Annotated in this window: 18 protein-coding genes and 3 tRNA genes; 9 read left to right on the forward strand and 12 right to left on the reverse strand. The window is 39.7% G+C overall.

The window, feature by feature from the left end:
* Nucleotides 1-11 precede the first annotated feature (11 nt).
* A complete protein-coding gene (locus KP710_RS06960; RefSeq protein WP_215771054.1) occupies nt 12-2,324 on the reverse strand; it encodes a Tex family protein in 2,313 nt (770 codons plus the stop codon).
* Nucleotides 2,325-2,431: 107 nt separating this feature from the next.
* Here KP710_RS06960 and greB point away from each other — a divergent pair, with 107 nt between their 5' ends.
* Nucleotides 2,432-2,908, forward strand: coding sequence for a transcription elongation factor GreB (gene greB / locus KP710_RS06965; RefSeq protein WP_048953387.1), 477 nt, complete (start codon nt 2,432-2,434; stop codon nt 2,906-2,908).
* A gap of 3 nt (nt 2,909-2,911) precedes the next feature.
* Nucleotides 2,912-3,601, forward strand: a complete 690-nt coding sequence (locus KP710_RS06970; protein WP_065265527.1) for an rRNA large subunit pseudouridine synthase E — start codon at nt 2,912-2,914, stop codon at nt 3,599-3,601.
* A 128-nt stretch (nt 3,602-3,729) separates the two neighbouring features.
* On the opposite strand, the gene tuf is transcribed toward KP710_RS06970, so the two are convergent.
* The 4 genes from tuf to rpsL all read right to left on the reverse strand — a co-directional run bounded on the left by tuf (nt 3,730) and on the right by rpsL (nt 8,168).
* On the reverse strand, nt 3,730-4,914 hold the full coding sequence (gene tuf / locus KP710_RS06975) for an elongation factor Tu (RefSeq protein ID WP_215771035.1): 1,185 nt from the start codon (nt 4,912-4,914) through the stop codon (nt 3,730-3,732).
* A 65-nt stretch (nt 4,915-4,979) separates the two neighbouring features.
* Nucleotides 4,980-7,082, reverse strand: a complete 2,103-nt coding sequence (gene fusA, locus KP710_RS06980) for an elongation factor G (RefSeq protein WP_005643407.1) — start codon at nt 7,080-7,082, stop codon at nt 4,980-4,982.
* A gap of 83 nt (nt 7,083-7,165) precedes the next feature.
* Nucleotides 7,166-7,636 (reverse strand): 30S ribosomal protein S7, encoded by a 471-nt coding sequence (rpsG, locus tag KP710_RS06985; RefSeq protein ID WP_005626581.1) that lies wholly within the window; start codon nt 7,634-7,636, stop codon nt 7,166-7,168.
* 157 nt (nt 7,637-7,793) lie between these two features.
* Entirely contained in the window at nt 7,794-8,168 is a 375-nt protein-coding gene (rpsL, locus tag KP710_RS06990; protein ID WP_005543325.1) for a 30S ribosomal protein S12, read from the reverse strand.
* Between the two features lie 268 nt (nt 8,169-8,436).
* Here rpsL and KP710_RS06995 point away from each other — a divergent pair, with 268 nt between their 5' ends.
* Together KP710_RS06995 and dusA are read left to right on the forward strand one after the other, a co-directional pair.
* Nucleotides 8,437-9,813 carry a chloride channel protein gene (locus KP710_RS06995; protein ID WP_181153744.1) on the forward strand — a complete coding sequence of 459 codons (1,377 nt, stop codon included), beginning with the start codon at nt 8,437-8,439 and terminating at the stop codon, nt 9,811-9,813.
* 11 nt (nt 9,814-9,824) lie between these two features.
* A complete protein-coding gene (gene dusA, locus KP710_RS07000; protein WP_140449787.1) occupies nt 9,825-10,808 on the forward strand; it encodes a tRNA dihydrouridine(20/20a) synthase DusA in 984 nt (327 codons plus the stop codon).
* 53 nt (nt 10,809-10,861) lie between these two features.
* Here the strand turns inward: dusA and KP710_RS07005 are convergent, their stop codons facing one another.
* Together KP710_RS07005 and trpS are read right to left on the reverse strand one after the other, a co-directional pair.
* Complete coding sequence (locus KP710_RS07005) at nt 10,862-11,152, reverse strand: YfcZ/YiiS family protein (protein WP_140449786.1); 291 nt, start codon at nt 11,150-11,152, stop codon at nt 10,862-10,864.
* Nucleotides 11,153-11,174: 22 nt separating this feature from the next.
* Entirely contained in the window at nt 11,175-12,179 is a 1,005-nt protein-coding gene (gene trpS, locus KP710_RS07010) for a tryptophan--tRNA ligase (RefSeq protein WP_140449785.1), read from the reverse strand.
* A gap of 128 nt (nt 12,180-12,307) precedes the next feature.
* Between trpS and hflD the strand changes: the two genes are divergently transcribed.
* The 5 genes from hflD to glmU all read left to right on the forward strand — a co-directional run bounded on the left by hflD (nt 12,308) and on the right by glmU (nt 17,036).
* Nucleotides 12,308-12,925 carry a high frequency lysogenization protein HflD gene (gene hflD, locus KP710_RS07015; protein ID WP_005638526.1) on the forward strand — a complete coding sequence of 206 codons (618 nt, stop codon included), beginning with the start codon at nt 12,308-12,310 and terminating at the stop codon, nt 12,923-12,925.
* 22 nt (nt 12,926-12,947) lie between these two features.
* Entirely contained in the window at nt 12,948-14,318 is a 1,371-nt protein-coding gene (purB, locus tag KP710_RS07020; RefSeq protein ID WP_140449784.1) for an adenylosuccinate lyase, read from the forward strand.
* Between the two features lie 271 nt (nt 14,319-14,589).
* Nucleotides 14,590-15,081, forward strand: coding sequence for a 50S ribosomal protein L10 (gene rplJ, locus KP710_RS07025; protein ID WP_005626605.1), 492 nt, complete (start codon nt 14,590-14,592; stop codon nt 15,079-15,081).
* A gap of 54 nt (nt 15,082-15,135) precedes the next feature.
* Nucleotides 15,136-15,507: a 50S ribosomal protein L7/L12 gene (gene rplL / locus KP710_RS07030; protein WP_009501111.1), complete on the forward strand. Its 372-nt coding sequence runs from the start codon at nt 15,136-15,138 to the stop codon at nt 15,505-15,507.
* A 158-nt stretch (nt 15,508-15,665) separates the two neighbouring features.
* Nucleotides 15,666-17,036 (forward strand): bifunctional UDP-N-acetylglucosamine diphosphorylase/glucosamine-1-phosphate N-acetyltransferase GlmU, encoded by a 1,371-nt coding sequence (gene glmU / locus KP710_RS07035; protein ID WP_215771036.1) that lies wholly within the window; start codon nt 15,666-15,668, stop codon nt 17,034-17,036.
* 40 nt (nt 17,037-17,076) lie between these two features.
* Here glmU and KP710_RS07040 read toward each other — a convergent pair whose 3' ends face one another.
* From KP710_RS07040 to KP710_RS07060, 5 genes are all read right to left on the reverse strand, one after another.
* A complete protein-coding gene (locus KP710_RS07040) occupies nt 17,077-17,388 on the reverse strand; it encodes a DUF5389 family protein (RefSeq protein ID WP_065265519.1) in 312 nt (103 codons plus the stop codon).
* Between the two features lie 96 nt (nt 17,389-17,484).
* A tRNA-Arg gene (locus tag KP710_RS07045) sits at nt 17,485-17,561 on the reverse strand.
* 56 nt (nt 17,562-17,617) lie between these two features.
* Nucleotides 17,618-17,694 (reverse strand) — tRNA-Arg (locus KP710_RS07050).
* Between the two features lie 20 nt (nt 17,695-17,714).
* Nucleotides 17,715-17,809, reverse strand: a tRNA-Ser gene (locus KP710_RS07055).
* A 115-nt stretch (nt 17,810-17,924) separates the two neighbouring features.
* Nucleotides 17,925-18,869, reverse strand: a complete 945-nt coding sequence (locus tag KP710_RS07060; protein WP_048953344.1) for an alpha/beta fold hydrolase — start codon at nt 18,867-18,869, stop codon at nt 17,925-17,927.
* Nucleotides 18,870-18,934: the final 65 nt, after the last annotated feature.

Below are 18,934 nucleotides of genomic sequence, written 5' to 3' on the forward strand. Positions count from 1 at the left end.
CCTATAACTTGTTATTTTTTCCAATTTTTTAGCGCATCAGCAAAGGCATTGCCCATCGCATTATTACCTCTTGAACTACGCTCCTCTCGCTGCGTATTTCCACGAGGTCTTGCAGATAAAGTACGGTCAGATTTGCTATCATTTTTGACCGCACTTTCATCTAATCGCATCGTTAACGCAATACGTTTACGCGGCACATCTACTTCCAACACTTTTACTTTTACGATATCACCAGTTTTCACCACTTGATGTGGATCTTCGACGAATTTATCGCTTAATGATGAAATATGTACTAAACCGTCTTGGTGAACACCGATATCCACAAATGCGCCGAAGTTGGTCACATTGGTCACCGTACCTTCTAAAATCATACCTGGTTTTAAATCGGTGATTTCTTCCACACCTTCTGCGAATACAGCCGTTTTGAACTCGCCGCGTGGATCGCGACCCGGTTTTTCCAATTCTTTAAAAATATCTTGAACCGTTGGTAAACCAAATTGCTCATCAATGAATTGTTTAGCGTCAAGTTGATGCACCACACCAGCGTTACCCATTAAATCTTGGATAGATTGCGCGGTGGCTTGCAAGATTTTTTCGACAACAGGATAAGCTTCTGGGTGAACGCCTGAAGCATCAAGTGGATTTTTACCTTCTGCAATACGCATAAAGCCCGCACATTGCTCAAAGGCTTTTGGCCCTAAACGTGGCACTTTTTTCAATTCGCTACGGCTTTCAAAACGCCCATTTTCATCACGGTATTCCACAATGTTTTGCGCTAAGGTTTTTGTCATACCAGCTACACGAGCGAGCAATGGCGCGGATGCCGTATTCAAATCCACACCCACCGCGTTTACACAGTCTTCCACCACCGCATCGAGTTTACGCGCAAGTTGAGTTTGGTTTACATCGTGTTGATATTGCCCCACACCAATGGCTTTCGGTTCGATTTTCACTAATTCTGCCAATGGATCTTGTAAACGACGGGCGATAGAGACCGCACCACGCAAAGATACATCTAAATTCGGAAATTCATTTGCGGCAAATTCAGAAGCAGAATAAACGGATGCGCCCGCTTCGCTCACTACAACGGTTTGAGGTTTATTTTCTTTGATTTCTTTAATCACTTCTTTCGCAAAACGTTCTGTTTCACGAGAAGCTGTACCATTACCAATGGCAATTAACTCTACGTTATGTTTGCGGATTAAGCTGAAAATCGCCACTTGCGCTTCAGCTTCACGCCCCGTGTGTGGATAAATGGTGGTGGTATCTAATAATTTACCTGTGTTATCCACCACTGCGACTTTAACCCCCGTACGTAAGCCTGGGTCCAAGCCCATGGTGCTCTTCGCGCCAGCGGGTGCCGCCATTAAAAGTGCGGTCAGATTTCGAGCGAAAACATCAATAGCTTCTTCCTCCGCTTTTTCACGTAAACTTGCCATTAATTCCGTTTCTAAATGCAACGACACTTTGATTTTCCATGTCCACGCAATCACTTGCTCACGCCATTTATCCGCAGGATGACCTGTAAAACGTACATCTAAATAATCACGAATAATTTCTTCACAATAACTTTGGCGACTTCCCTCTTCCGCATCAGGATCAGCATTTAAGCTTAATTGTAAAATGCCCTCATTACGTCCACGGAACATCGCTAATGCACGGTGAGAAGGCGCATTTTTCAATAATTCTTGGTGGTCGAAATAATCTTGGAATTTTGCGCCGTCCGTTTCTTTGCCTTCGATCACTTTGGATACGATAACCGCATTTTTTGCTAAATAATCACGGACTTTCGCTAATAAACCTGCATCTTCAGCAAAACGCTCCATTAAAATATAGCGTGCACCATCAAGGGCTACTTTGGTGTCTGTCACGCCTTTATCAGCATCAACAAAGGAAAGTGCGGTTGATTCTGGATCATTTTTCGGCTCGTTCCAAAGTAAATCAGCCAATGGCTCAAGACCAGCTTCAATGGCAATTTGGCCTTTGGTGCGACGTTTTGGTTTATATGGTAAATACAAATCTTCTAATTCAGTTTTGCTTTGTGTCGCATGGATTTTATCGCGCAATTCAGCGGTCAATTTCCCTTGCTCTTCAATGGATTTCAAAATGGTTTGACGACGTTCTTCTAATTCACGCAAATAAATTAAACGGGTTTCAAAATGACGAAGTTGGGTGTCATCTAGACCACCTGTGGCTTCTTTACGATAACGAGCGATAAATGGAATGGTGTTGCCATCATCTAATAATTGAATGGCAGCGAGGATTTGTTGGGGTTGAACGGTTAATTCTGCCGCAATAATTTGGCTAATTTGTTGATTTAACATTGTCATACTTCTTTGTTATGAAAAGATTCGAGAAAAAACGGGGATAGAATACTGGTTTTAGGCTGTTGGCTCAAATATAATTCGAAAAACTTTCTTTTATTTTTATTATGGCAAAATCAAATTATATTACCCGTCAAGGCTGGAATGAGCTTGATCAAGAACTCAAGTTTTTGTGGAAAGAAGAACGTCCCAAAGTTACCCAAGCTGTTTCAGATGCCGCTGCTCTTGGTGACCGCAGTGAGAATGCAGAATATATTTACGGAAAACGTCGTTTACGTGAAATTGATCGTCGAGTACGTTTTCTTTCTAAACGACTAGAAGTGCTACAAATAGTAGATTACAGCCCTAAACAAGAAGGTAAAGTGTTTTTTGGTGCGTGGGTTGAGCTAGAAAATGAAGAGGGAGAAGTGAAGCAATATCGCCTAGTCGGTTGTGATGAATTCGATCCTGCTAAAAACTGGATCTCCATTGATTCTCCTGTTGCGCGTGCTTTAATCGGTAAAAGCGTTGACGATGAAATCCATGTAAAAACGCCCTCTGGCAAAATAATTCTCTATGTGAACCGAATTTGGTATGAGAAATAAGCAATGAAAAAACATTCATCATCTTTCTCTTTAAATAAGATCAAACAAAATTCGAATAATTTTCACCGCACTTTCAAGCAAAAGTCAAAGTTTAAACTCATCTCACTAAAAGAAACGAAAGTTATCGTATTTAATAAACCCTTTGACGTGCTTACTCAATTTACTGATGAGCAAGGTCGTCGCACATTAAAAGATTTTATTTCTATTCCAAATGTTTATGCAGCAGGACGATTAGATAGAGATAGTGAGGGATTATTGATTCTAACTAACAATGGCGAACTACAACATCGCTTAGCAGATCCTCAATTTAAAACAGAAAAAACTTATTGGGTACAAATTGAAGGAATACCCGAAGAAAAAACTTTAGATCAACTTAGAAAAGGCGTAAAACTTAAAGATGGCATAACTAGCCCAGCCAAAGTATGCCATATCTCCGAACCTAACCTATGGGAACGAAATCCGCCCATCCGAGATCGTAAAAATATTCCAACAAGTTGGCTAGAAATAAAAATCAGTGAAGGGCGTAATCGTCAAGTTCGTAGAATGACCGCCCATATTGGTTTCCCTACTTTACGGCTAATAAGAGTAAATATCGGCGATTTATCCATAAATAATTTAAAAAATGGTGCATTTAGATCATTGTCATTAGATGAAATAAAAGACCTATTTAATCAATTAAAGATAAGATACTAATCCGATAAATATAACTTGATAACTATAAATATTATAGAGATATATCTAATATCTCATAAACAAAAAGTGCGATGAAAACTCACCGCACTTTTCTCTTACTTGTCTCTTAGACTATTTCGCTACATCTATTATTTGATGATTTTCGCTACAACGCCCGCACCAACTGTACGACCACCTTCACGGATTGCGAAACGTAAACCTTGGTCCATCGCGATTGGGTGGATTAAGCTTACTGTCATTTTGATGTTATCACCAGGCATTACCATTTCCACGCCTTCTGGTAACTCGATTGTACCAGTTACGTCAGTTGTACGGAAATAGAACTGTGGACGGTAACCTTTGAAGAATGGAGTGTGACGACCACCTTCATCTTTTGATAATACGTAAACTTCTGATTCGAAATCAGTGTGTGGAGTGATTGAACCTGGTTTCGCTAATACTTGACCACGTTCGATTTCTTCACGTTTTGTACCACGTAATAATGCACCAATGTTCTCGCCTGCACGACCTTCGTCAAGTAATTTACGGAACATTTCAACACCAGTTACAGTTGTTTTAGTTGTTGGTTTGATACCAACGATTTCAACTTCATCACCAGTGCGGATGATACCACGCTCAACACGACCTGTTACTACTGTACCACGACCTGAGATTGAGAACACGTCTTCGATTGGAAGAAGGAACGGTTGGTCAATTGCACGCTCTGGCTCAGGAATGTAAGTATCTAAGTGGTTTGCTAACTCAAGGATTTTTTCTTCCCATTCTGCTACGCCGTTTAATGCTTGTAATGCAGAACCACGTACGATTGGAGTATCGTCACCTGGGAAGTCATATTGAGAAAGAAGTTCACGAACTTCCATTTCTACTAATTCTAATAACTCTTCGTCATCTACCATGTCGCATTTGTTTAAGAATACGATGATGTAAGGTACACCTACTTGGCGACCTAATAAGATGTGCTCACGAGTTTGTGGCATAGGACCATCAGTTGCTGCTACTACTAAGATTGCACCATCCATTTGTGCCGCACCAGTAATCATGTTTTTAACATAGTCGGCGTGTCCCGGACAGTCAACGTGTGCGTAGTGACGAGTTGCTGTATCGTACTCAACGTGTGAAGTGTTGATGGTGATACCACGCGCTTTTTCTTCTGGCGCGTTATCGATTTGGTCAAATGCGCGAGCTGCACCACCGTAGTGTTTTGCTAATACGGTTGTGATTGCTGCTGTTAAAGTTGTTTTACCGTGGTCAACGTGGCCGATTGTACCCACGTTTACGTGCGGTTTTGTACGTTCAAATTTTTCTTTAGACATTTGTTTAGTTTCCTAGAAAATGCTCTATAAGCCATTCAACTTATAGAGCGGATTGTTACAAAAAATTATTTTTTACGCGCTTCAATTACTGCAGCTGCAACACTTGTTGGAGCTTCAGCATATTTTAACGGTTCCATTGAGTATGATGCACGACCTTGAGTTTGTGAACGTAAGTCTGTTGCATAACCGAACATTTCTGAAAGTGGAACCTCAGCATCGATCTTAACAACGAACTCATTCGCTTCTTGACCGTTCACCATAGCACGACGACGGCTTAAGTCACCAATTACATCACCAACATATTCAGGTGGAGTTTCAACTTCAACTTTCATAATCGGCTCAAGTAATACTGGGTTTGCTTTTGCGAATGCTGCTTTAAATGCTAAAGATGCAGCAAGTTTAAACGCTAACTCAGATGAGTCCACATCATGGTATGAACCGAAGTGTAAACGTACACCAAGATCAACTACTGGGTAACCAGCTAATGGACCAGATTTAAGCTGTTCTTGGATACCTTTATCAACCGCAGGAATGTATTCACCAGGGATTACACCACCTTTGATTTCATTTACGAATTCGTAACCTGGGCCTTCTGGATCTAATGGATATAAGTCAATAACAACGTGACCATATTGACCACGACCACCAGATTGTTTTGCATGTTTACCTTCTACATCATTAACACGAGTGCGGATAGTTTCACGATAAGATACTTGTGGTTTACCGATGTTAGCTTCCACTTTAAACTCACGTTTCATACGGTCAACGATGATATCTAAGTGTAACTCACCCATACCAGAAATAATGGTTTCACCAGATTCTTCATCAGTGTGAACACGGAATGAAGGGTCTTCTTGTGCTAAACGACCTAATGCTAAGCCCATTTTTTCTTGGTCAGCTTTAGTTTTTGGTTCTACCGCAACAGAGATTACTGGCTCTGGGAATTCCATACGCTCAAGGATGATTGGTGCTTCAATTGCACATAATGTATCACCAGTAGTTACATCTTTTAAGCCGATAGCAGCTGCAATGTCACCTGCACGAACTTCTTTAATTTCTTCACGTTTGTTAGCGTGCATCTGTACGATACGACCAAAACGTTCGCGTTTTTGACGTACAGAGTTTAATACTGTGTCACCAGAATTAATAACACCAGAATATACACGGAAGAAGGTTAAGTTACCTACAAACGGGTCAGTTGCAATTTTAAATGCTAATGAAGAGAATGGTTCTTCATCACTTGCATGACGTTCGCCTTCAGTTTCATCTGGATTGATACCTTTAATAGCTGGAATATCTGTTGGCGCTGGTAAATATTCAACAACGGCATCTAGCATAGCTTGAACACCTTTGTTTTTGAACGCAGAACCACAGGTTACTAAGATAATTTCACTTGCTAATACACGCTGACGTAATGCAGACTTAATTTCTTCTTCAGTTAAGTCTTCACCGCCTAAGTATTTCTCCATTAATTCTTCAGACGCTTCAGCTGCGGCTTCTACAAGGTTTTGACGCCATTCTTCACAGTCTGCTTGCATATTTGCAGGCACATCTTCATAAGTGAAAGTCATACCTTGGTCAGCTTCATTCCAGTTGATCGCTTTCATTTTGATCAGGTCAACTACACCTGTGAAGTTTTCTTCTGCACCAATTGGAAGTTGAAGTGGAACCGCATTAGCACCTAAGCGAGTTTTTAATTGTTCAACAACACGTAAGAAGTTAGCACCAGTACGGTCCATTTTGTTTACAAACGCAATACGCGGAACTTCATATTTGTTAGCTTGACGCCATACGGTTTCAGATTGTGGTTGAACACCACCAACCGCACAGTAAACCATTACCGCACCATCAAGAACACGCATAGAACGTTCTACTTCAACAGTAAAATCCACGTGTCCCGGAGTATCGATAACATTGATACGATGTTGTGGGAATTGTTGTGACATACCAGACCAGAATGCAGTTGTTGCCGCAGAGGTAATGGTGATACCACGCTCTTGTTCTTGTTCCATCCAGTCCATCGTTGCTGCACCATCGTGCACTTCACCGATTTTGTGGCTAACACCAGTATAGAATAAGATACGCTCAGTAGTAGTGGTTTTACCCGCATCAATGTGCGCACTGATACCGATATTACGATATCTTTCAATAGGGGTTGTACGAGCCATTATTATAACCTTGTTTATTTAATATCAGTTTATATAAGGGTAAGGCTTCATCAACGATGAAGCCCTTTAAATTCAAAAACTTATTACCAACGGTAGTGAGCAAATGCTTTGTTAGCTTCAGCCATGCGGTGAACGTCTTCACGTTTTTTCACTGCTGCACCTTTATTATCTGAAGCATCAGATAATTCGTTTGCAAGGCGTAAAGCCATTGATTTATCACCACGTTTACGTGCTGCTTCAACGATCCAACGCATACCTAATGCGTTACGACGTACAGGGCGCACTTCAACTGGTACTTGGTAAGTAGAACCACCAACACGGCGAGATTTAACCTCAACAGTTGGACGTACGTTTTCAAGTGCAACTTCAAACGCTTCTAAAGGCTCTTTACCTGTGCGTTGTGCTAAAGTTTCTAAAGCACCATAAACGATTGATTCAGCAACGGATTTTTTACCGTCTACCATGATTACATTAATAAATTTTGCAAGTAACTCTGAACCGAACTTCGGATCTGGAAGAATCTTGCGTGCTTCAACACTACGACGACGTGGCATTGCGAATTTCTCCGTATTTTAATCTTCAGGATATCCAAAACCCATCAGCAATATTTCTCATTGAGAAAATTTGCAGCGCAAGGCGCTTTTTGACTGGAGTTTATGGTTTAAATTGTTTTGCTAATTTAGACGTTTGGCCTTACTTAACGGAGAACCATTAAGCTTTAGGACGTTTAACGCCGTATTTAGAACGACCTTGTTTACGATCTTTAACGCCTGCGCAGTCTAATGCACCGCGTACTGTGTGGTAGCGCACACCCGGTAAGTCTTTAACACGACCACCACGGATTAATACAACACTGTGCTCTTGAAGGTTGTGACCTTCACCACCGATATAAGAAGTTACTTCAAAACCGTTAGTTAAGCGGATACGACATACTTTACGTAACGCTGAGTTTGGTTTTTTAGGAGTTGTAGTATATACACGAGTACATACACCACGTTTCTGCGGGCAAGCCTCTAATGCAGGAACGTTGCTTTTTACAACCTTTTTCACACGCGGTTTGCGTACTAGCTGGTTGATAGTTGCCATTAAAAAAGCTCCAGTTTAAATGTTATTCAATAATAGAATGTTGTTCAAAAAATCTACTTCCATACAGAAATAGACGGCGAATTTTAATCGTTCTGAGGTTTATTGTCAATAATTAAACAGCGCCAAAGATCCGTGAAAGGATCTTTAGTTATGCATAAAAAACGCTTCCAAAATTAACCACACTTTTTATTCAAAATGCCAAACCAATTGCCCCAGCTAAATGACAGTTTTATAATTTCTACTTAATTAGTATTAAATTACAATCATTATGCTACGCTCGCTCAAATTTCACTTACGCTATTTCTTCCATAAAAAGCTACGCCAAACACACAGAATTTCCCACAAAAGTTTAGAATTTATCTGCCTAATTATAGGTGCGACATTTGTCTCACTCTTTTCATTTGGCTTTGCTAAATTATCCGATCTTGGTCTAGAACTAAACGCTCACTTGTCATCTAAATATCCTATTGCAGTTTGGTTTGTGTTACCCATAGGCATGGCTTGCCTGACTTGGTTTACGAAAAAATATACCCCCTATGTTGGAGGAAGCGGTATTCCGCAAGTCATTGCATCAATTAATCTTCCTCATAGTAGCTATAAAACCAAATTAGTTGAATTCAGCCAAACTATTTGGAAAATTCCTCTTACCTTTTTGGCTATGCTTATCGGTGCATCAGTTGGGCGTGAAGGTCCATCAGTACAAGTTGGCGCAGCTGTCATGCTTGCGTGGGGAAATTATTGTAGAAAACATAATTTAGCGTTTAGAGGATTAAGCACCAATGAATTACTTGCAACAGGTGCAGCAGGTGGGCTTGCTGCTGCCTTTAATGCACCTTTGGCTGGGGTGATATTTGCGATTGAAGAACTTGGACGTGGCGTAATGTTACGTTGGGAACGACGCGTATTGATGGGGGTATTAGCTGCTGGTTTTATTCTTGTCGCGATTCAAGGAAACAGCCCTTATTTTCCAAGTTATCAAGGAGCAACATCTGTTTCTTATCTCTATCTTTGGCTTGCAATTTGTGGGGTGGTTTGTGGCATTCTAGGTGGCATATTTGGACGATTATTAGCAAAAGGTATCGCAGGATTATCACCTGAAAAATGGCGAGGCTGGGTTCGCCAACATCCTATTTATATTGCTTTATTATTGGGTTTAGTGCTTGCCGCACTCGGCAGTTACACTCATGGACAAACTTATGGTACTGGCTATGAGGTTGTTGCGCGCGCTTTAGAAGGGCAAGCCATAGAGCCTGAAATTGGCATCCTTAAACTTTTGGCAACGGTGACCACTTATTGGAATGGTATTGCCGGTGGTATCTTTACCCCATCATTGACAACAGGCGCAGGCATTGGCGCAATGCTTTGGGATCTCAGTGGCGGTATGATCGATCAACGTTTTTTAGTGATTTTATGTATGGCGGCGTTTTTAGCTGGTGGCACACAATCACCAGTTACAGCCAGTGTTGTTGTAATGGAAATGACGGGCGCACAACCCGTTCTCATTGGGCTCTTGATTTCCAGCATTATTGCATCCATAATCTCGCGCCAATTTAGCCCAAAACCATTTTACCACTTTGCTGCAGGCCGTTTTCGCCAGCAAATGCAAGCTCGCCAAGCCGAAGAATTACGCAGCAAAACCGAATAAGAGAAATAAAAATGCCTCAAAATCTACCGCACTTTTACCGCGGCCGTTTTTCTGTTGCGCCAATGTTAGATTGGACAACACGCCATTGTCGTTATTTTCATCGCCAATTTTCAAAGCATGCGTTACTTTACACTGAAATGGTCACAGCGCCTGCGATTATCCATGCCAAATACGATCACTTGGATTTTGATTTACAAGAAAATCCCGTTGCGTTACAGCTAGGAGGAAGCGATCCTAAACAACTCAAATATTGTGCAAAACTTGCTGAGGAACGAGGTTATCACGAAATTAATCTTAATGTAGGATGCCCTTCTGATCGCGTACAAAATGGGATGTTTGGCGCTTGCTTAATGGCGAAAGCAGATTTGGTAGCAGACTGTGTAGAACAAATGCAAAGTACGGTCAAAATTCCAGTCACGGTGAAAACGCGTATTGGCATTGATGAATTAGACAGCTATGAATTTTTATGTGATTTTATTGAAAAGGTTCAAGAAAAAGGTTGCCAAGAGTTTATCATCCACGCACGAAAAGCTTGGCTTTCAGGGTTAAGCCCTAAAGAAAATCGAGAAATTCCGCCATTAGATTATGCTCGGGTGTATCAACTAAAACGTGATTTTCCACATCTAACTATCGCAATTAATGGCGGCATAAAAACCATTGAGGAAATGCAGCAACATTTGCAATATGTAGACGGCGTGATGGTTGGGCGAGAAGCCTATCAAAATCCAAGTTTACTTGGGCAAATTGACCAAGCCTTATTTGATCCTAACTCACCAATTGTTACCGCTCATGAAGCGGTACAGTCAATGCTTCCTTATATTGAGCGACAACTTAGCCAAGGCATACACCTTAATCATATCGTCCGCCATATGTTAGGCGCATTCCAAAATTGCAAAGGTGCTCGTCAATGGCGACGCTATTTAAGCGAAAATGCGTTTAAACAAGGCGCAGGAATTGAAGTGGTTGAAACCGCCTTAAGCTTTGTCGAAAGCTAATCCTAAAAACAAAATAAGCCGCAAAAGTGCGGCTTATTTTTCAGCTGTTTTTCTTACGCAATACGCATTTGAAAAATCACCAATTCAGCTTGGCAACAGAAAGTAAAATCTGCCTTTAATAAATAACCATCATCCACTTTTGTAATTTCAGATTGAATTTCACAAGGTTCACTTTCTACATCACGCGCTTTCTGAGTAAAAAATGCGAGCGCTTCTTGCGCTTGTTCCTCACTGTCATAAACATATTCAATAAACTGACTACAATCACGATTATCGAAAAGTGATTTCATATCAAATGTGTTACAACCTACACATTCAATCGGTTTTTCAGTTTGAATCGCCATAATATTATCCCTTTTATTCAGATTATTTTGCAGCAACAAAACCTACTGCCTCATACACTTTCACCAAGGTTTCTTGCGCTTTTGCACGAGCTTTTTCCGCTCCTTGTCGTAAGATATTATCTAATAAAGCTTCATCATTACGATATTGATGGAAACGTTCTTGTAAACCAGCAAGTAGGGTTGAGACTTCATCTGCTACTGCTGTTTTTAAATGTCCGTACATTTTACCTTCAAATTCTTTTTCAAGATCAGCAATTGGCTTATCCGTAACCGCAGAAAGAATATCTAAAAGATTGGATACCCCCGCTTTATTTTGCACGTCATAACGAACAACAGGTGGCTCATCTGAATCTGTTACGGCACGTTTAATTTTCTTCGCCACAGATTTTGGTTCTTCCAAAAGTGTCACTACATTGTTGCGGTTATCATCTGATTTTGACATTTTCTTTTCAGGCTCTTGCAATGACATAATACGCGCACCTGCTTTTCCAATGAAAATTTCAGGAATAGTGAAAATATTGCCATAGAGCGCATTAAAGCGATTTGCAATATCACGCGTAATTTCTAAGTGTTGTTTTTGGTCATCACCAACAGGCACGCTTTTTGCTTGATAAAGTAAAATATCCGCCGCCATTAACACAGGATAATCAAACAAACCTACGTTAATATTTTCTGCATAACGCGCCGATTTATCTTTGAATTGCGTCATTCGACTCATTTCACCGAAATAAGTGTAGCAGTTTAACACCCAGCCTAATTGCGTGTGTTCTGGAACATGAGATTGAACAAAAATAGTACTTTTATTTGGATCAATTCCGCATGCCAAATAAAGTGCAAGCACATCAAGCGTTGCTTTGCGAAGGGCAACAGGATCTTGACGAACAGTGATCGCATGTAAATCAACTACGCAGAAAATACATTCATAATCCTCTTGCATTTTCACCCAGTTGCGCAACGCGCCCAAATAATTTCCGATAGTTAATTCACCAGAAGGCTGCACGCCACTAAAAACAATTGGTTTTGCCATAATCAATCCTTAATACCTTAAAACTGTTCGCACATCATACCAGAAACTCTAGGCTTTTTTAATGTTCGAGTTCAAAAGCTAGGTTAAAAATGCTATATTTAACGAAAACGTTTTCCTAATATTTCCTAATGAAAAACTACCATGATATTGTTCTTGCCCTTGCTGGAGTGTGCCAATCAGCAAAATTGGTTCATCAACTTGCAACAGAAAGTCGAGCAGATTCAGATACATTTTTAACCGCACTTAATAGCCTTTTCATTACCCAACCACAACGAATCGAAGATGTTTTTGGTGGAGAAGTTCGTCATTTAAAATTAGGTCTAGAAACCTTAATTCATCAGCTCAATGCACAAGGCGATCAAAATTTAACTCGCTATTGGTTAAGCCTTTTGGCGTTAGAAGGAAAATTATCGAAAAATCCCGATGCTAAACAAACATTAGGCAATCGAATTTCTCGCCTAAAAGAACAGGAAATTCATTACGCTCGCGATAGTGAAACAATGCTATCTATTATGGCAAATATTTACAGCGACGTTATTAGCCCATTGGGCAAAAAAATTCATATCCTAGGCTCACCTGATTATTTGCGACAAGAACTCGTACAAAATAAAATTCGTGCAGTTTTACTTGCAGGAATTCGCTCTGCCGTGCTGTGGAAACAAATGGGTGGAACAAAATGGCAAATTTTATTTTTCCGCAGAAAATTACTTGCCACCGCAAAACAGATTTATTCTTCTATTTATTAATACAATTCTGGAGCAAACATTTATGCAACTCTCTACACTGACCGCACTTTCCCCTCTTGATGGTCGTTATCAAGATAAAGTAACTCCATTACGCGCTATTTTTAGCGAATTCGGGTTAATGAAATTCCGTGTAGCTGTGGAAGTTCGTTGGTTACAAAAATTAGCTTCAACGGCAGAGATTACTGAAGTACCGCCATTTTCTACGCAAGCAAATGCTTTTTTAGATGGAATTGTGGCTAATTTTAGTGAAACTGATGCGGCGCGTATTAAAGAAATTGAACGCACAACTAATCATGATGTGAAAGCCGTTGAGTATTTTCTGAAAGAGAAAATTCAAAATGAAGTGGAGCTAGTAAACGTTTCCGAATTTATTCACTTCGCTTGCACCTCAGAAGACATTAACAACCTCTCTCACGCATTAATGTTAAGTACCGCTCGTGATGAAGTGATTTTACCAGAATGGAAAAAACTGATTGATGAAATCACTCGTCTTGCAGAAGAATATAAAACAATTCCATTACTTTCTCGCACACATGGCCAGCCAGCTTCACCAAGCACCGTAGGCAAAGAAATAGCGAATGTCGTTTACCGCCTAAAACGTCAATTTAAACAACTCCAAAATGCGGAAATCTTAGGTAAAATCAATGGCGCGGTAGGTAACTACAACGCGCATTTATCGGCATATCCTAATATTGATTGGCATAAATTCAGCGAAGAATTTGTCACTTCATTAGGTATTCAATGGAATCCTTATACCACACAAATTGAGCCGCACGATTACATCGCTGAATTTTTTGATGCTGTAGTTCGCTTTAATACCATTATCATTGATTTTGATCGTGATTTATGGGGATACATTGCATTAAATCACTTTAAACAACGGACTATTGCAGGCGAAATCGGTTCTTCTACCATGCCACACAAAGTCAATCCAATTGATTTTGAAAACTCAGAGGGCAATCTAGGGTTAGCGAATGCAGTGATGACCCATTTAGGTCAAAAGTTACCAATTTCTCGCTGGCAGCGTGACTTAACGGATTCAACCGCATTACGTAATTTAGGCGTAGGATTAGGTTATTGTTTGATCGCTTATGCTTCAACCCGCAAAGGCATCAGTAAACTTGAAGTAAATCAACCGCACTTATTAGAAGAACTCAATCAAAACTGGGAAGTTTTGGCTGAACCAATTCAAACCGTAATGCGCCGCTATGGAATAGAAAAACCTTACGAAAAATTAAAAGAATTAACGCGAGGTAAACGAGTGACAGAACAGGCTATGCGTGAATTTATTGATAAGTTGGATATTCCACAAGAAGAAAAATTACGTTTACAAAAATTAACACCCGCTACTTATATTGGAGCCGCAGTGGAATTAGTAGAGAAGCTATCATAGGAATTTGGCTCTTTTTCCAACAATATTCTTTACAAAAACATAGCTTTTCTCTATAATCCTGCGCCTGTGTTAGTCAATCTAACAAATTTCTGGTTGGTGCTTGACCTATTCAAGCCCCATCCAAGACCGTAGGGGAGTAATCTTAATTATCCTACGTAGATGGTGAACAGAATAAGAATTTTTCTTGCTTCTGGGCGCCGAAGTCATCCTAGTCTTAGGATTAGGTAAATTAATTCCGAGTAATCGGAGTGTATTCAGGAGCTAAAAGCCAATGGCATTAAATCTTCAAGACAAACAAGCAATTGTTGCTGAAGTAAATGAAGCAGCCAAAGGTGCACTTTCAGCAGTAATCGCGGATTCTCGCGGTGTAACTGTTGAAAAAATGACTGAATTACGTAAATCAGCACGTGAAGCTGGCGTTACAATGCGTGTAGTTCGTAATACTTTATTACGTCGCGCAGTTGAAGGCACAGATTACGAATGCTTAAAAGATACGTTTGTAGGTCCAACACTTATCGCGTTCTCTAATGAACACCCGGGCGCAGCTGCTCGTTTGTTCAAAGAGTTTGCTAAAGCAAACGATAAGTTTGAAATTAAAGGTGCAGCCTTTGAAGGTAAAATCCAAGATGTTGAATTCTTGGCAACATTACCAACTTACGAAGAAGCGATTGCACGTTTAATGGGCACAATGAAAGAAGCTGCAGCAGGCAAACTTGCTCGCACCTTCGCGGCATTACGCGACAAATTACAAGAAGCAGCTTAATCATTAAGCGTTTCTTACTTCATCTAACTTTATTTATTTTAGGAATTGATTGTTATGTCATTAACTAACGAACAAATCATTGAAGCGATTGCTTCAAAAACTGTAACTGAAATCGTTGAATTAATCGCAGCGATGGAAGAAAAATTCGGTGTTTCAGCAGCGGCAGCAGTAGCAGCAGCTCCAGCAGCAGGCGGCGCAGCGGCAGCAGAAGAAAAAACTGAATTCGACGTAATTCTTGCAGCAGCTGGTGCTAACAAAGTAGCAGTAATCAAAGCAGTACGTGGTGCAACTGGTTTAGGCTTAAAAGAAGCTAAAGATTTAGTTGAATCTGCTCCAGCAGCATTAAAAGAAGGTGTTTCTAAAGAAGAAGCTGAAGCACTTAAGAAAGAATTAGAAGAAGCGGGTGCACAAGTAGAAATTAAATAATTTCTATTTTAACCACTTTAAAATTCTGAAAACCGATGGGAAACCATCGGTTTTTTCCTATCTAAAAAGCCGTAACTTCCTTCATTTAAAAACTTATCATCTTCTCCTTTCTACGATAAAATATTTCCCATTATTACTGATAAATAAAGAGAAAATCTATGACTACAAAAGCATTAAGTGCGGTAATTTTAGCAGCCGGAAAAGGAACGCGCATGTATTCCGATTTACCAAAAGTACTACATACAATAGCTGGTAAACCAATGGTAAAACATGTAATTGATACTGCTCATCAATTAGGCGCAGAAAATATTCATTTAATCTATGGCCACGGTGGGGACTTAATGCGTAGCCATCTTGCAAATGAACAAGTAAATTGGGTATTACAAACAGAACAACTTGGTACTGCACATGCAGTTCAACAAGCGGCACCTTTCTTTAAGGATAACGAAAATATTGTTGTACTTTACGGCGATGCTCCATTAATAACTAAAGAAACATTAGAAAAGTTAATTAAAGCAAAACCAGAAAATGGCATTGCATTGCTTACCGTAAATTTAGATAACCCAACAGGCTATGGGAGAATTATCCGTGAAAATGGCAATGTTGTAGCAATTGTAGAACAAAAAGATGCAAATGCTGATCAACTAAATATTAAAGAAGTAAATACTGGCGTTATGGTATCCGATGGTGCAAGTTTCAAAAAATGGTTAGCTCGTGTAGGCAATAATAATGCTCAAGGCGAATATTACTTAACGGATCTTATTGCTCTCGCCAACCAGGATAATTGCCAAGTTGTTGCGGTACAAGCAACAGATGTCATGGAAGTTGAAGGTGCAAATAATCGCTTACAATTAGCCGCACTTGAACGTTATTTCCAAAATAAACAAGCCTCCAAATTATTGCTTGAAGGCGTAATGATCTACGATCCCGCTCGCTTTGACCTGCGTGGAACATTAGAACATGGGAAAGATGTGGAGATCGACATTAACGTTATTATCGAAGGTAGTGTTAAACTCGGCGATCGCGTAAAAATTGGCGCAGGTTGCGTATTAAAAAATGTTGTTATTGGCAATGATGTAGAAATAAAACCCTATTCTGTGCTAGAAGATTCTGTGGTGGGAGAAAAAGCCGCAATTGGTCCATTTTCTCGTTTACGCCCAGGTGCGAAACTCGCAGCTGAAACACATGTCGGTAACTTTGTAGAAATTAAAAAATCTACCGTTGGTAAAGGTTCTAAAGTAAATCACCTAACCTATGTTGGCGATTCAGAAATCGGCTCAAATTGTAATATTGGTGCGGGTGTCATCACCTGTAATTACGATGGCGCAAATAAATTTAAAACGATCATCGGTGATGATGTATTTGTGGGATCTGATACACAATTAGTCGCGCCAGTGAAAGTCGCAAATGGCGCAACTATTGGTGCTGGGACAACAATTACACGCGATGTAAGTGAAAATGAATTAGTGATTACACGAGTTCCTCAACGCCATATTCAAGATTGGCAACGACCAACAAAGAAAAAATAAAATAGCATAAAAAAATCCTACGTTTTATCGCAGGATTTTTTTATAAACCGATTTTACAAATCGTAATTAAAGCTATATAAAAAATGACCGCACTTAATACCAATAATTTAAAAGCCAATTTTGGCTTTCTATGATGTAGACGATATAAAATTCGAGCTACTACCGCAAGAATAATAGGATAAATCCAAAAAAATATTGAGAATAAATTAACTTGCCAAGTTTCCAAGCTAGGATTTTTATCAAATGTAGTTGAAAGCAACAGAGCCATCGGACATAACAATACAGGGGCACAAAAAATAGCTAATCCCCAGGAAAATAAACTAAAACCACGAGGCAAAGATTGTCTTGTCATAATTTAAAATTTTACAAATAATAGATAATTACAATATAACAAATACTGTGATTATTAGAAAGTAAGTAGAAATCAATAGACTTGAATAAAATGAAATGGCGCACCCGAAAGGATTCGAACCTTTGACCGCTCGGTTCGTAGCCGAGTACTCTATCCAGCTGAGCTACGGGTGCGTAGATGATGCTTTAATTATTCATAACCAATTTAATAAGATAGAGCCGTTTTAAAATGGCGCACCCGAGAGGATTCGAACCTCTGACCGCTCGGTTCGTAGCCGAGTACTCTATCCAGCTGAGCTACGGGTGCAGAATAAATAAAACAAACAATGGCGGTGAGAGAGGGATTCGAACCCTCGATGGAGCTTTTTAACCCCATACTCCCTTAGCAGGGGAGCGCCTTCAGCCTGCTCGGCCATCTCACCACGATCGGTGTGAGCGGTATAATACGTTTTTTAGAAAATATGTCAAACCATTTTTTGAAAAACGTACCTGTTTGAATATTTTATCTACACATTAAATATATTCTTGAATAAAAATCTACTCATCATTCAAAAATACTAAAATCTTAGATATTGTTTCCCGTCTTAATTCATCTTGCTCAAATAACACCTCATGTTTCGCGTTCAATACAACTTTACACTGAGCATTCGGAAAAAGTGCGGTTAATTTTTCAAGATTTTTGTTATCTACTATTTTTTCTTTTTCGGCTTGTAAAATTAGGATTGGAATTTCAATCTTAGGAATAACTTTCGGCAAACGTTTAATGGCATTCAAACACAAATGTACCCAACGGAACGTTGGTCCGCCAAGATGAATTGCTGGATTCTTACGATTAACACGATTCATCCATTTCATTCTGTTTTTACAGAAACTTAGTTCATTGTATTCCAAGTGGGCTTGTTGATAAGCCCCTTTACCAAAAACATAACGCTCGCTCTGCCCTAACATATTCATTAGGGCAATAATCAGTTCATCTCTAATAGGGTGTTTTAAAGGAATACCGTAAAAAGGCGAAGAAAGCACGGCTTTATTAATGCGATGATCATAATTAGCCAAATAATAGGTTGCAATCAATGCGCCCATTGAATGAGCAAGCAAATGCTGCGTTGAATAGCTGAAAAGTGCGGTTACTTTTTCGATGATTTTCGCCATATCATCGACATAGAAACGAAATTCGTCTAAATGCCCTTTTTCAGAATCCTTCAACAAATGGGTTGAATAGCCTTGACCACGGTGATCAAATAGCAACACATCATAGCCTTGATGATAAAAATCATAAGCTGGCTCTGACCATTTCAACATATTTTCAGCACGACCATTCACTAAAATCATCAATTTTCTATCCGCACTTTTTGCGTGGATTAAATGACGATAAGCGATTTGAACATTATTTTTGCCAGTGAAATATTGCGTTGAAAATTGATTAAAAAAAGGTAACAGTTTGGTAAAGACAAATTGAGTAAAGTAGGATTCTCGATTCATAAGTTTTTAGATGGGATACATCAACGCATACAAAAGAAAGAAAAAGTGCGTGAGATTTTACTTCA

Origin of the sequence: Haemophilus sp. SZY H35, assembly GCF_018829705.1 — a bacterium.
Lineage (GTDB): Bacteria > Pseudomonadota > Gammaproteobacteria > Enterobacterales > Pasteurellaceae > Haemophilus > Haemophilus haemolyticus_K.